Below are 12,985 nucleotides of genomic sequence, written 5' to 3' on the forward strand. Positions count from 1 at the left end.
AAATTGCATAACAACTTCAAGGAGGTAGATTGTCATGAATAAACAAATCATTAATACTCCAAATGCACCTGCAGCCATTGGCCCTTACTCTCAGGGTGTCAAGTTAGGAAACCTGATTTTCACGTCTGGACAGCTCCCGCTAAACCCACAAAGTGGAGAACTGGTCGCTGATATCGAAGGAGCAACCAAACAATCCTTAGATAATCTCAAAGCGATTTTAGAGTCTCAAGGCTCTTCCATGGACAAAGTCATTAAAACCGTGGTTTTTCTACGTGACATGAATGACTTCGCAGCAATGAATACCGTTTATGCTACCTATTTCTCAAGTAACCCTCCCGCTCGTTCGGCTGTACAGGTCGCGCGTTTGCCTAAAGACGCCATTATTGAAATTGAAGCAATTGCTCTGGCCGAATAATCACCCACTTATAATTTTAAACCAAAAGGTTCTTAAAATTCGAATAAGGATTTTAAGAACCTTTTTCTCTTTATTTATACGAATCATTTCACGAGGAATATTTAGTCATATTATACCTAATGTGGAACATAAATCCAATTGGTGCATATCGTGTATTATCCACAAAATGATTCTCATATTTATATAAAGGGGGCTTGCCCATGACATCGTTAAAGGGGCAGCGGGGTTATTACCCAAGTCAGCAGAACAGATTTTCTCCCATTCCGCGACAGGGAACGAACCCTATTCAACAGCAAATTCCTACACCGGTTTCTCAACCAATAGCTCAGCCTATGGTTCAACCCCTAGTTCAACCTATCACTCAACCTATCACTCAACCTATCACTCAACCTATCACTCAACCTCCGTCAGTCCAATCTGCATCTCCTGTTCAAAAACCCATTCTATCTTCTCCCCAACAGCCACCCTCTTCCACTACAGCAGGGTCTACTAACCTCTGGCAACAGCAAGCTGGAGTTCTTATAAAGCAATACGGCCCTTCTCTCATGAAACAATTTGGACCTCCTCTGGCACGCAAAATGGGCCTACCCATCGCCCAACGCTTTGGTCCTCCTCTGGCACGCAGCGTGGGAGCTCCTCTCGTACGGCGTGTAGGCCTTCCCCTTCTACGCAGAGTATTCCTGCCTATGGCTAAACGCGCGGGATTTGCACTCATTCGAAGAATAGGGCTTCCATTTTAGGATATAAAGAAACAGGCTGTTGACAAGTTTTTATGGTCAACAGCCTGTTCAGCGTCCAGAACGTATAGAATCTCTCATTTAACAATAAGAACAGGGCATTTCGCCTTTTGGAGGACACGCTGGCTCACACTGCCTAACACGGAACCAGAAATCGGGCCATATCCATGACTCCCCATGACCACTAAATCGATGGCTTCATTTTCGACTTCTTCCAAGATAAGAGTTGCCGGGTATCCCTGTACTACTTTCTTCTTCAAAGGGACATCCCCAACATCGATTCCTTTAAGTGTAGCTTCTATTGCGAGCTCCCCTCCCTGTTCAATTTCTTCCTGCGGAACTAATACACTATAAGCTACATTATAACCCCAATAGGCTTCCCGGATGTACGTAACGAACAGAAGTTCAATTTCAGCGTGATATGTCCGTGCAAATTCTAGAGCAGTTATTAACGCTCGACGCGAATACTCCGAGGCATCCGTTGCCACCAATATCTTTTTAAACATTACCATAACCTCCTAAACCCATTTTTCAAAATCATAGGATTCTAGTATTAGATATTCTACGCTACACATATGAATCCTCTTTTATTAATAAATATTATAATTATTTTTATAAAATCATTTTTCCTTAGAGGAACTTCAAAGACAATGTAGAATAGCTACATAGATAATCCGTTAAACGGTAATTCTAAAAACAAAAGGTAGGTGGAATTATGCAAAACGAAAAAATGATTCAAGCTATCAATGATCAGGTGAACAAAGAATTCTTCTCAGCTTATTTCTATCTTGCCATGCAAGCTTATTTCTCATCCCTAAACCTAGATGGATTTGCCAATTACTTCCGTGTTCAGATTCAGGAAGAACGCGATCATGCCCTAGGTTTCTTTAACTATCTGAACAAGATTGGCGGTAAGGTAACTTTAACCGAAATCGGAAAACCCCAAAACGAATTTTCAAGTCCCCAAGAAGTCTTCGAACTTGCTTTAAAACATGAGCAATTTGTTACCCAGTCCATTTATTCTCTTATGGACATTGCACGAGAAGTCAAAGATCATACGACAGAAATTTTTCTCCAATGGTTCATCACGGAACAGGCGGAAGAAGAGGAGAATATGGGCCGTGTTCTCAACAAACTTAAACTTATTAACGGGGACGGAGCTGGAATCTTTATGATCGATAGCGAGCTCGCCCAACGCATCTATACGCCGGCTATCATTCCTGGAGTACCGGTTTAATCCAAATCTCTACTTCGAACTATTCTTAAGTATCCTCTTTCAAAACTTCAAAAAGGCGTAAAGAGTCCTGTTGGCACCCTATGCCAGCAGGACTCTTTCTTTGTGCAACTTTCAATGAAATCTCCTGAGAATATTCCAGACCTAAAACATGCATACTCTTTACACGGAACATTCGTTCTGTTAAAGTATTCTTGTTAGGTGTGCTCCAAGATGAAGACTATCTCACAATGTCTAGCATTCTTTGAATTAGGGTAGGTGAAAAGTTTGAGGATTTTGATGCAACCGATTGACATGATAGCTTGGTTTACCCGCGAGGGAATCCCTAATCCCATTCGCTATAAGCTGACTTCCGATGACACTTCCAACATAGTGGTCAAAGTTGACCGAGTCATAACCCGCTCGGAGGAAAAACTCGCTGGAAATCGCATGCTTATCTTTCGTTGTCAGAGCGAGATTAACGGGCTCTTAAAACTGTACGAGCTCAAATATGAGCTGAGCACCTGCAAATGGTATTTGCATAAAGCTTAACCGCATTAACCTTCGTCAATATGCTCTAATCCCTGACGATAGAGCTCTGAGACATGAGAGTCATGCACGGAATAATAGACCATCTTCCCCTCCCGTCGGTATTTGACAAGATCACTGTTACGAAGCACTCGTAGTTGGTGAGATGTCGCTGATTGGCTTAATCCTAATAATTCAGCCAGATCACAAACACAAAACTCAGATTTCGCCAGGGCATCCATAATTCTGATTCTGGTCGGATCACCCAGGGTCTTAAATAACTCTGCCAAACTATACGCCCTGTCAAGGGTAATCAATTGATTCGAATACTTATCGATCACCTCATGATGTACACATAAGATGTCACAAACGGCGTCCTCTACCTTTTTTTCATTTTTATCGATAGCGGCATCTGCATCCTTTTTCACAATCATACTACCTCCGAACTTAAAAGTTCTACCGCGCGGCCACTTTAACTGCTCGCGATAGCAAAGCTTCTTGAGAGGAATTTCCTGGGCTATGATACCGTCTAATACGCATGGCGTTCAGAATAGCCAGCAAAGCGACCCCTTCGTCAGCGAAAATGGCCATCCACATATTTGCCAGTCCGAAGACCGCTAACAAAATGAACACCAGCTTCACACTCAAAGCAACTCCAATGTTTTGCCAAATAATCTTCTTTGTGTATCGAGCAATATGAATGACATCCACAAGCTTACTCGGTTGATCTTCCATAATCACGACATCAGCAGCTTCAATCGCTGCATCCGATCCCAAGCCACCCATTGCAATCCCCACATCCGCACGGGCCAACACTGGGGCATCATTGAGTCCATCGCCCACAAACGCCACTTTTCCCTGTTGTTTGGCTTGACTTAGTGCTTCAAGCCAAACAACCTTATCCTCTGGCATTAAATCAAAGTGATATTCGCTCATGGCTAATTCTTCTGCTACTGCCTTGGCAACAGCTTGGTTATCCCCAGTAAGCATAACCGTCTTTATGCCCATCTGGTTTAAACGAGTGATCGTTTCCCTTGAATCCGCCTTCACACGGTCAGAGATTGCCAATTGCCCCGCATACTCCCCGTCTACAGAGATGTAAACAACCGTCCTCAGTGCCTTGTCAACCGTAAGTCCTGATATTGAGATCCCAGCTTGTTCCAATAGTTCAGCTTTACCTACTAAAATAGTCTTTCCGTCTAAGAACGCTCGAATTCCTTTCCCACTTACTTCTTCATAACTTAGGTTGCCTGCCAACTCACTATCTTTCCCGTACTTCTGGCGAATTGATTTAGCAATAGGATGAGGGGAATAAGCTTCAGCACTGGCTGCAATTTCTAAAAGTTGCCCTTCCATATACCCTTCTGCTGGGTTAATTTCTATGACTTGGAAGACCCCTTCCGTTAGAGTTCCCGTCTTATCAAACACCACGGTATGAATATTTGTCAACGCTTCTAAATAGTTCGCTCCTTTAATCAAGATCCCATGACGCGAAGCGCCCCCAATCCCGCCGAAATAGCCCAAAGGAACAGAAATCACTAGAGCGCAGGGGCAAGAAATCACCAAAATTGTTAATGCCCTATAGAACAACTCCTGAAAACTTCCGCCGATCAAAAGCGGGGGCACTAAGGCAATTCCTAAAGCTGCCACGACAACAGCAGGCGTATAATAGCGAGCGAACGTCGTAATAAACTTTTCCGTAGCCGCTTTATGAGTACTAGCATTCTCGACCAAGTCTAAAATCTTTTGTACGGATGATTCAGCAAACACTTTCGTAACACGTACCGTCAAGACCCCAGTAGTGTTGATCATACCGGCTAAAATGGTATCCCCCACTTTGACTCTTCTTGGAACCGACTCCCCAGTCAGAGCAGATGTGTCGACAAATGAAGTTCCGTTCACAATTTCGCCGTCTAATGGAATCTTTTCTCCTGGGCGAACCAAAACCTGCTGACTAACTTGCACCTCTTCGGGATCAACTTTGATCACATCCAGCTGATGAATTAGATTGGCATACTCCGGACGAAAATCTAGCAAAGCCTGAATAGAACGACGAGAACGGTTTACTGCCCGATCCTCTAAGTATTCACCTACGGAATAGAACAACATGACTGCCACTGCTTCAGGTAGCGCATGAATCGCAATCGCCCCGACAGTAGCCAAAGACATTAGAAAGTTCTCATCTAAGAGTTGTCCCTTTGATATATTGCGGACAGCCTTTGCTAAGACTTTAAAGCCTACTAAAAAATAAGCCGTCAAGTTGACCAGATATTCAAGAACTTCCCAAGAACTGTTTTTCCAACGCGACTCAAAAACCAAACCCACTGCAAATAACCCACAAGCGATCATAATCCTTATAAATCTCCACTGATTCTTCTTATCCACCACAGCAGGATTATCCGGAGAAGTCACTTTTTGATTCGAGTGAATTGGGATAAGTTTAACTCCTGCTTCAATCTTCTCCATAATATCTTGAGCCTGCTCGACTCGCGAAGGAGGCAAAAAAACAGTTTTTGTTGCATAGTTGATCGTTGTCTCTCCTATTCCTTCTGTTGCGCTTAGCATTCTCTCCATTTTCGCCGAACAATTCGCACAGAATTCTCCTTCAATCCGACACTTCACTCGGTCTTCTTCTCTAGATATAAGTTGGGACATATCTTCCCCTCCTCAAAATATCCTCGCCATCTAGTGTTTCATCAATATTAATTTTCAAAGTATGTTCATATGTTTAATCATTCATATAAAAAGGTATCATAACTATCTTAATATTACAATCAAAACTTTACTCATTTTCCTTCGGCACGCATAACCCGTTCTTCGTCTTCTGCGACCTCGGGAAATGTAGGCATAAGCAAATCAAGCAGTGGATTTTCCATATTCAACGAATAATATATCCATTGCCCTCCGGGACGTTCATGCACGAATCCCGCTTGGCGAAGCCGCTTCATATGTTTTTTTGAATTGCAACTTGAATCATTATTTCTTTTTCAATGGCTCATAATGAAGTAGATCCATTTTAGTTTTTCCCGACCAGGAAAAATGGTACTATTATATCTATCAATTAAACCCAAAACACTCGATTTCATGGGAGGGGATTTTATGATTCAAGTCGATATTCCAGGCCGAGGAACCATGAACTTGGAGGTGTTAGTCCTTGATTACAACGGAACATTAGCCTTAGACGGCCAAATATTTAAATCTGTAAGGGAAAGTCTCAGCCGTTTGTCTCTATTTCTGGAAATCCACATTCTAACTTCAGATACATTCGGTACCGTAGAGCAGCAGTGTTCAGGTTTGCCCGTACAGGTAACATTATTGGAAAGCACTGACCATACCCAGGAAAAAGCGGATTATCTGTTACAGTTCGGTCCCCGGGAAATTGTCGCTATTGGAAACGGAGCAAACGATCAATTAATGCTCGAAAGAGCACATTTAGGCATTGCTGTCATTGGCTTTGAGGGAGCCTGCATGCAGGCTCTCCAGTCCGCTGATTTGGTGGTGAATAAAATAGAAGATAGTTTCGGTTTGCTCTTAGTAACTCAGCGTCTCAAGGCGACTTTAAGACGCTAAGATTTATTCGATAAAAATCCCGCCACATTTCTCCAGTATGGCGGGGATTCTTATTAAGCATTCAGTTCCTTTTCTAGGATTTCAATCAGGCGCGCCTTATTCGGCACTTTCCCCACTAGCTTAACCACTCCGTTAATCACGAGAGCCGGAGTACTCATAACTCCATAGGACATAATTTTTTGCATGTCTTCGACCTTTTCAACGTGGGCTTCAATCCCGAGCTGAGCTATGACTTCCTTGGTTACCTTTTCTAACTTCGCACAATTTGAACACCCAGAACCTAAGATTTTAATATCCAACAGTCCCAACCCCTTTTCTCTGTTCTTAACTCGTTGTATCAAAATGACATCTGAATTTTCAATGTGTCACTCCCGATCGTTCATTGCGCTTACATCGTCCAACATACTCACATTAAATAAGCTTATGAGTTAATTAGGAAACCTTCCTTTAGTATGCTCTAGGCAAATATCCAATTAAACAAAAAACCCACGAAAATGATCGCTACCGTCATGATTCCAACAAAAGTGCCGAGCAGTTTTGGTTTTAAAACTTTGCGTAAAATAATCATTTCCGGCAAACTTAAGGCCGTCACGGCCATCATAAAAGCAAGAACCGTACCTAAAGCCATTCCCTTTTCCATCAGCACATGGACAATTGGAATGATCCCAGCTGCATTGGAGTAGAGAGGCACCCCAATGAGCACTGCTAGAGGAACGGCAAATAGGTTATCCTTTCCAGCATATTTAACTAGGAAATCAGCAGGTGCATAACCATGCATTACGCCACCTATGGCTATCCCAATAATGACATACAGCCAGACCTTTTTCAGAATATCCACAACGTATTCCCAGGCATACTCTACCCTTTCCCTCCAAGTTAAGGCAGCTAATTCAGTTTCGCCCATTTTTATATTGTAAACATACTCCTCCACCAGATGTTCTAGTTTAAGTTTTCCAATCACCAACCCGCCTACAATGGCGACGGTAATCCCAGTAGCAATGTAAATCGCTGCGATCTGCCAACCAAACATTCCCCAGAGCATGATCAAAGCTACTTCGTTCACCATCGGTGAGGATATAAGGAAGGAAAAGGTAACCCCTAGAGGCACTCCCGATTCTACAAAGCCGATGAAGACTGGCACTGCGGAGCAGGAACAAAACGGAGTCACGATTCCCAACAGGGCTGCAAGGATATTCCCAACATATTCTCGTTTATAGCTCAAAATCCTCTTAGTGCGTTCCGGGGGAAAAAAGCTGCGGATCAGTGAAACAAAAAAGATGATAATCGCCAACATTAAAAAGATCTTGATCGTATCATAGATAAAAAAGTCAACAGCGGCACCCATATGACTGTTCGGTAAAAGACCAATCAGTGTGTACGCTACATAGCCAGCAAACGTTTGGAGCATATAATCAGCCCTCTCTTATGACAATTCTTCTATGTTCTTCTTACGTTTTTTGCGATAAAGAAATGAGCTTTTCGACTATACCCGAAGACCATTATTGATACTAATTTTCATTTTCCGCTTTCCTAGTTCTTGCTCCACTAAGAGCAGGTATTGCATCAGAGCTAAAGGTTCATCATCTTCAAAAATTTTTTCAATGTAATAAATACAGTAGCTTTTCTCCTCTTGTGACTCACTCAGGGTTTTGTACTTATAACAACTTACTAAGCCGTTGTTATCCTCCATACCAAGACCGCAGTTATAACATGTTTTCATCTCATAAATTCCCTACCACTTCTTTGGATTTAGCGAATTCCACTAGAGTATCATGATAAAACTCAAAAGCAATGTAATGACCAGGGCAACCCCATTAATCAGGAAAGATTCTAAGCCCAAATTCCAACTGAGCTGAGTATGGCCGCAACAAATATGAACCTTACTTTCGATCACCAACCTTCTTAAATAAACTATATTATATAATTATCATATAGTAATATTATACTATCACTTCTTGAATTATGCGTCAATAATTGCATCTATTATCTTTTTAACACAACAGGGGCATCTGTACTTTTCTGTACAAATGCCCCTGTTGCTCATCTCATGGTTGAAACAATCCCTACCCTTTTCCCTGTTCTTAGATCGTTATCAAAATGACATTACTGCCTTCTTAGCGATCAGTAAGATGTCTCATCAAAGCTTCCCCTTCTTGAAAATGTTGGGCAAGAATCTTCTGGACCTTCTCCAGAATGGTTAATACTTCAGGGTATTTGACACGGTACATGACTTTTAAGCCCACTTTTGTAGATGTAATAATTTGTTGTTTGCGCAAAATGCTCAAGTGTTGAGATAAATTCGACTGTTCGATTCCCAAATCCTCGATTAGCTCACAAACACAGACTTCTTCGCCATTCTTCGCCAGTCGTTCGAGAATACGTACCCGGGTAGGGTGCGCTAAGGCCTTAAAAAAATCACTCTTCATGGATACGATCTGCTCTTCCGTAAAAATCCCTCTAATCTATTTTTAATTATAATCTGCCCATGAAGCAACCAATTAATAATATTATAATATACCCTAAGATTCAAATACAATATTCGTGAGCGTCAACATCTCATTCAATTCATTCCGGAAAATGAAAAGGGTCTCTAACAAACTGAAAAAGGGTTTGTTAGAGACCCCTTTGTGTCTAGAGAGCGCACCCTTTTAAAAAATGTCTCAACTTATCATGCTCGTTAATTCTACCTCATGGACAAACGGTTATACCCCGTCCCCACAGACAATCTCCACACGAGGGAGCATTACCTAAGCAATCCATGTCAGTCCGGAAAACCATATCGCAACCATTAACAAACTCACAATCCGTACACGAAGGATACCCTCCGGTTGTCACATTGTAACGATAACTCATAAACTCAGTTGACGTCCAGATTTCGAGCAATGATCGTTCCCTAAGTGAACCAAAACTATGGGCCTCAATCTGCTTATATCTTCCAAACACATACTCTGGATAAGAATGCAAAAACCGATAACAGGGAGAAACCTGACCATCCCAGCGTACAACAGCACTTTGAGTTTCCACAAACTTGCAATACCGTTCTGTTCTTAACTTACTTTGAGGTAAAACTACATCAATCCCTTTGGCCAATCCCATTAAAAAAGCCTCTCGAAAGATTCGATCGGTCTCAGGAAATAACGTGGGGTAATAAAGGGTTTCCGTAATCATCTCTTGCCGCATCGGCAAAACATGGGTAACAAAGATCCGATTAACTCCCAGTTTCGCGGCCTGACGCACGGTCTCCCGCAAAAAGGGAAGCGTGCTCTTCATGGCTACAAATTCCCATATAATCTCTGGTTTCCCCATCACCTGCAGGTCAGCTATATGACGTGTGCTCTCTAAGATTCCTTGTACATTTTGATGCCGGATTGCGTCGAAGGCCAGTACATCGGTCGAATCAACAGACAGGGCGATCCGAGCCACGCCACGAGAAATTAAGAATTCTATCATCTGGTCGTTCAATGTAGTACCGTTCGTCGTCACGGTAACTTCATACTTTGGAGCGAATAGCTCCACCGCTTGACGAAAATTATCCGCAATCGTCGGCTCACCAATCCCGCCCAGAATTATTTCCTTAAGATCTGGAAATGCAGTTACCTCACCCGCAATAGAACTCAGAACATCGCTCGACATATCACCCAAGGGTTCTTGCCAGTTCTGGCGGTAACACATTTCACAAGATAAATTACAGCGATTGGTTAACTCCAAATAAAGGCGTTCTATTGATGGCGAAGGATGATAGATTATGTCAACCACATCTTTCATTCCTGTACCTCTCCTCTCGACTCTTAATTAATTGTTACACCTACATCTGAGAATATATAAATGCAGCATTTCTTACCTCAAAAGCCTTTAAGAACGCTTTTGCATTCTCAATAAAAAATCACGCCCTTCTAAAAATTATATCTGCTACATCACTGTCATTTGTATGTTATAAACACAGGTCTTTCATCTTCAAATCAAAAGTAGCCGATACTTTCCGTATATATCATACTATTCGTTTATTGTCGACAGGTCAACAAGGGGCATCTCTATTTTCTCTATACTTTGTATTCGAAATCTGAATTGCTCGACCTAAACTGACACAGTATAGTTAAGGCATTAAAGGATTCGTACTCTTATCTCACTCATTACGTACGAGATACCTATAAATTGGAGGAATAATCCATGTTAGCATCCCCAGCAACCCTATCACTTCCGCAAATCAGTCAACGCCCTTCTATTGCACGTCAGTTTGGCACTAATTGGTTCACCGTCGTCATGGGAATTGGCATTGTTGCCGCCCTAACCTATACTTCGCCCATTCCCTTACCTGGGCAGCACTCAATAGGCATAGGTTTTTTCCTTTTAACTAACATAGCCTTTGCAACAGCTCTTGGCTTATGGTTGTGGCGTTGGATCCGCCACACTGACGAAGCTCTAAGGGATTTTTCTGATCCGAACAAGATTCTTTTTTATGGTGCCTTGGCGATGGGCATCAATGTGATTGGGAATGACTACCTTGTGATCGGGACACATCTCTTTACTCCAACAACCGCCATCTTGATCAGTAAAAGCATCTGGCTTTGTGGTGTCGTTATTTCCCTGTTTACCATCGTTACAGTACCCTATTTGCTCTTTGTTTCCCACCAAGTCTCCCTTGATGAAACCCATGCTAGCTGGCTTATTCCAGTGGTCCCCCCCATCGTGGCCGCAGCCACCGGTGCTAATCTCATCCCCTATTGGAATTCCTTAACTTGGCAGTTTTCCTTTTCCATCCTCATTTTGGCTATGTTCGGCATGACCTTTTTCCTATTTATAATGATCAGTAGTCTATATTATTCTAGGCTTGTTTATGGAGGTAAAATCGCTGGAGGGTTTGCCCCGAGCGTTTGGATCGAAATCGGACCCATTGGAATGACCATGACTATTTTTAGCACCCTTCCCCTTGTCACTCAGCCCATCTTTGGTGCATGGAACTCCGGATTTCACGCGCTAGGTATCATCTTCGCCGTTTCCATGTGGGGAGTGGGTATCTGGTGGATCATCATTGCCAGCCTTTACTCTCTGCTGCATCTTACCGACAAAAAGAGCAAAATCCCCTACAGCCTTGGCTGGTGGGGTTACGTCTTCCCACTCGGTAGTTTTACCACTGGGACCTACGCCTTGAACCATCTCATAGGGCATTCATTCTTTGCCATCGCCGGATTGATACAGTTTGTTGTTTTGGCAGGGCTCTTTAGCCTTGTCTTTACCAAAACTATGATTGGCGTGTGTGATGGTTCATTACTGCATTGGCGATCTCCACGTCTACATCTGGTTTCACAAAAAGCTGATGACAGACGTTTGGGCAACTCGGCACATGGTAATCCATTCACGGTTGGATGAATCAGAAAAACCTTACAGTCTCAATAACATCGTTTTATGATACAAATGGCAAAAGAGCCGATTCTCCACGAAGGGTAATCAGTTCTTTTGCCATTTATTCCGTTTAAGTATTCATTCACTTTTCAAGACGCAAGCCATTTTCAACTAGCCACCCGCCATATGACTGATTCTAAACTAAGTAAGTAAGTCATGAGAGAAAAGTTGCTCCGTGAAAACTTCCATTGCCTTGGACATTTCATGATTCTTGGGGTTGATTAACGAGAAAGAACGTGTTAATCGCTTACCCTGTATCTTGATCTCCGTCAGTTCTTGCGCGTTCAATTCTTTGCGTACGATCCAAGATGAAACAAGGGCAATCCCCAGACCGGCCATGACGGCCTGCTTTACGGCCTGACCACTGCCAAAGATATAAGTTTTTTTGACGTTGATTCCCCAATCTTTGATAAGCTTGTCGCTGAAGGCGCGAGTCCCAGAACCGCCTTCTCTGAGAATCCATACTTGGTCCTGAAGATGCTCTGCTGTAACGACAGGAAGTCTAGCCAAGGCATGTTGGTTAGGCACCACTAAAATAATCTCATCCTCCATAATGGGGCGGATATCAAGGTCCGAATAATTAACCTCCCCTTCCACCAAGGCAAGGTCCAAGTGGTTTGCCCGAACTGCTTGGATCATCTCTTCGGTATTAGCGATGGATGCTTCAATGTCCACATTCGGAAATTGAGCCGCAAACTCAGCTAAGACAAAGGGTAATATATACTCCCCAATAGTATAGCTTGCCCCGACTTTTAGGGCCCCTGTAACGACATTTGTCAGCTGGTCGATTTCCTGTTTGGCCTTATCATGCAAATGCAATATCTGCTTGGCATATCCGTAAAAAATCTCACCCGATTGAGTGAGTTCCAGGTGTTTTGGCGAACGATTAATGAGTTTTGTGCCAAGTTCATTTTCTAAATTACGAATTTGCAAACTAACACTAGGCTGGGACAAATAAAGTTCTTCTGCAGCACGAGAGAAATTCTTATGCTCGACTACAGTCACAAAGATTTTCAAGGGATCAGCGATCATACAATACACCTCAAATTTATGAGCTTACAATAGATTAAGATCAAAGAAAAACTATACCACCGATTTTAAGATTTCACAAATTACATTAAG

Annotated in this window: 16 protein-coding genes; 6 read left to right on the top strand and 10 right to left on the bottom strand. The window is 42.6% G+C overall.

What is annotated here, in order from left to right:
• Positions 1-34 precede the first annotated feature (34 nt).
• Together E4K68_RS08630 and E4K68_RS08635 are read left to right on the top strand one after the other, a co-directional pair.
• Positions 35-415, top strand: coding sequence for a RidA family protein (locus E4K68_RS08630; protein WP_135378532.1), 381 nt, complete (start codon positions 35-37; stop codon positions 413-415).
• Positions 416-615: 200 nt separating this feature from the next.
• Positions 616-1,155: a hypothetical protein gene (locus E4K68_RS08635; protein ID WP_135378533.1), complete on the top strand. Its 540-nt coding sequence runs from the start codon at positions 616-618 to the stop codon at positions 1,153-1,155.
• Between the two features lie 74 nt (positions 1,156-1,229).
• On the opposite strand, the gene E4K68_RS08640 is transcribed toward E4K68_RS08635, so the two are convergent.
• Positions 1,230-1,658 (bottom strand): universal stress protein, encoded by a 429-nt coding sequence (locus E4K68_RS08640; protein ID WP_135378534.1) that lies wholly within the window; start codon positions 1,656-1,658, stop codon positions 1,230-1,232.
• A 209-nt stretch (positions 1,659-1,867) separates the two neighbouring features.
• Here E4K68_RS08640 and E4K68_RS08645 point away from each other — a divergent pair, with 209 nt between their 5' ends.
• Together E4K68_RS08645 and E4K68_RS08650 are read left to right on the top strand one after the other, a co-directional pair.
• Positions 1,868-2,389: a ferritin gene (locus E4K68_RS08645; RefSeq protein WP_135378535.1), complete on the top strand. Its 522-nt coding sequence runs from the start codon at positions 1,868-1,870 to the stop codon at positions 2,387-2,389.
• Between the two features lie 264 nt (positions 2,390-2,653).
• Positions 2,654-2,917: a hypothetical protein gene (locus tag E4K68_RS08650; protein WP_135378536.1), complete on the top strand. Its 264-nt coding sequence runs from the start codon at positions 2,654-2,656 to the stop codon at positions 2,915-2,917.
• 5 nt (positions 2,918-2,922) lie between these two features.
• Here the strand turns inward: E4K68_RS08650 and E4K68_RS08655 are convergent, their stop codons facing one another.
• From E4K68_RS08655 to E4K68_RS08665, 3 genes are all read right to left on the bottom strand, one after another.
• Positions 2,923-3,321 (bottom strand): metalloregulator ArsR/SmtB family transcription factor, encoded by a 399-nt coding sequence (locus tag E4K68_RS08655; protein ID WP_282432975.1) that lies wholly within the window; start codon positions 3,319-3,321, stop codon positions 2,923-2,925.
• A 28-nt stretch (positions 3,322-3,349) separates the two neighbouring features.
• Positions 3,350-5,548: a heavy metal translocating P-type ATPase gene (locus E4K68_RS08660; RefSeq protein WP_135378538.1), complete on the bottom strand. Its 2,199-nt coding sequence runs from the start codon at positions 5,546-5,548 to the stop codon at positions 3,350-3,352.
• Positions 5,549-5,679: 131 nt separating this feature from the next.
• On the bottom strand, positions 5,680-5,841 hold the full coding sequence (locus tag E4K68_RS08665) for a hypothetical protein (protein WP_199241727.1): 162 nt from the start codon (positions 5,839-5,841) through the stop codon (positions 5,680-5,682).
• Between the two features lie 151 nt (positions 5,842-5,992).
• On the opposite strand from E4K68_RS08665, the gene E4K68_RS08670 reads away from it, so the two are divergent.
• Complete coding sequence (locus tag E4K68_RS08670) at positions 5,993-6,463, top strand: HAD family hydrolase (RefSeq protein WP_135378539.1); 471 nt, start codon at positions 5,993-5,995, stop codon at positions 6,461-6,463.
• Positions 6,464-6,516: 53 nt separating this feature from the next.
• Here the strand turns inward: E4K68_RS08670 and E4K68_RS08675 are convergent, their stop codons facing one another.
• From E4K68_RS08675 to E4K68_RS08695, 5 genes are all read right to left on the bottom strand, one after another.
• Positions 6,517-6,762, bottom strand: coding sequence for a thioredoxin family protein (locus tag E4K68_RS08675; protein ID WP_135378540.1), 246 nt, complete (start codon positions 6,760-6,762; stop codon positions 6,517-6,519).
• Positions 6,763-6,920: 158 nt separating this feature from the next.
• Complete coding sequence (locus tag E4K68_RS08680) at positions 6,921-7,871, bottom strand: permease (RefSeq protein WP_135378541.1); 951 nt, start codon at positions 7,869-7,871, stop codon at positions 6,921-6,923.
• 75 nt (positions 7,872-7,946) lie between these two features.
• Positions 7,947-8,183, bottom strand: a complete 237-nt coding sequence (locus E4K68_RS08685) for a hypothetical protein (RefSeq protein WP_135378542.1) — start codon at positions 8,181-8,183, stop codon at positions 7,947-7,949.
• A 394-nt stretch (positions 8,184-8,577) separates the two neighbouring features.
• Positions 8,578-8,889, bottom strand: coding sequence for a metalloregulator ArsR/SmtB family transcription factor (locus E4K68_RS08690; RefSeq protein ID WP_135378543.1), 312 nt, complete (start codon positions 8,887-8,889; stop codon positions 8,578-8,580).
• Positions 8,890-9,151: 262 nt separating this feature from the next.
• The gene (locus E4K68_RS08695) at positions 9,152-10,228 is read right to left on the bottom strand and encodes a radical SAM protein (RefSeq protein WP_135378544.1); all 1,077 of its coding nucleotides are present in this window, start codon (positions 10,226-10,228) and stop codon (positions 9,152-9,154) included.
• A 402-nt stretch (positions 10,229-10,630) separates the two neighbouring features.
• Between E4K68_RS08695 and E4K68_RS08700 the strand changes: the two genes are divergently transcribed.
• Positions 10,631-11,830, top strand: a complete 1,200-nt coding sequence (locus tag E4K68_RS08700; protein ID WP_135378545.1) for a C4-dicarboxylate ABC transporter — start codon at positions 10,631-10,633, stop codon at positions 11,828-11,830.
• 174 nt (positions 11,831-12,004) lie between these two features.
• Here E4K68_RS08700 and E4K68_RS08705 read toward each other — a convergent pair whose 3' ends face one another.
• Entirely contained in the window at positions 12,005-12,895 is an 891-nt protein-coding gene (locus tag E4K68_RS08705) for a selenium metabolism-associated LysR family transcriptional regulator (protein ID WP_135378546.1), read from the bottom strand.
• Positions 12,896-12,985: the final 90 nt, after the last annotated feature.

Source organism: Desulfosporosinus sp. Sb-LF, assembly GCF_004766055.1.
Classification (GTDB): Bacteria; Bacillota; Desulfitobacteriia; order Desulfitobacteriales; family Desulfitobacteriaceae; genus Desulfosporosinus.

Bases quoted from the DNA above. Each gene is read 5' to 3' on its own strand.
- E4K68_RS08645 (WP_135378535.1), top strand. From the start codon at position 1,868: ATGCAAAACGAAAAAATGATTCAAGCTATCAATGATCAGGTGAACAAA.
- E4K68_RS08665 (WP_199241727.1), bottom strand. From the start codon at position 5,841: ATGAAGCGGCTTCGCCAAGCGGGATTCGTGCATGAACGTCCCGGAGGG.
- E4K68_RS08685 (WP_135378542.1), bottom strand. From the start codon at position 8,183: ATGAAAACATGTTATAACTGCGGTCTTGGTATGGAGGATAACAACGGC.
- E4K68_RS08630 (WP_135378532.1), top strand. From the start codon at position 35: ATGAATAAACAAATCATTAATACTCCAAATGCACCTGCAGCCATTGGC.
- E4K68_RS08660 (WP_135378538.1), bottom strand. From the start codon at position 5,548: ATGTCCCAACTTATATCTAGAGAAGAAGACCGAGTGAAGTGTCGGATT.
- E4K68_RS08640 (WP_135378534.1), bottom strand. From the start codon at position 1,658: ATGTTTAAAAAGATATTGGTGGCAACGGATGCCTCGGAGTATTCGCGT.
- E4K68_RS08690 (WP_135378543.1), bottom strand. From the start codon at position 8,889: ATGAAGAGTGATTTTTTTAAGGCCTTAGCGCACCCTACCCGGGTACGT.
- E4K68_RS08695 (WP_135378544.1), bottom strand. From the start codon at position 10,228: ATGAAAGATGTGGTTGACATAATCTATCATCCTTCGCCATCAATAGAA.
- E4K68_RS08670 (WP_135378539.1), top strand. From the start codon at position 5,993: ATGATTCAAGTCGATATTCCAGGCCGAGGAACCATGAACTTGGAGGTG.
- E4K68_RS08700 (WP_135378545.1), top strand. From the start codon at position 10,631: ATGTTAGCATCCCCAGCAACCCTATCACTTCCGCAAATCAGTCAACGC.
- E4K68_RS08680 (WP_135378541.1), bottom strand. From the start codon at position 7,871: ATGCTCCAAACGTTTGCTGGCTATGTAGCGTACACACTGATTGGTCTT.
- E4K68_RS08705 (WP_135378546.1), bottom strand. From the start codon at position 12,895: ATGATCGCTGATCCCTTGAAAATCTTTGTGACTGTAGTCGAGCATAAG.
- E4K68_RS08635 (WP_135378533.1), top strand. From the start codon at position 616: ATGACATCGTTAAAGGGGCAGCGGGGTTATTACCCAAGTCAGCAGAAC.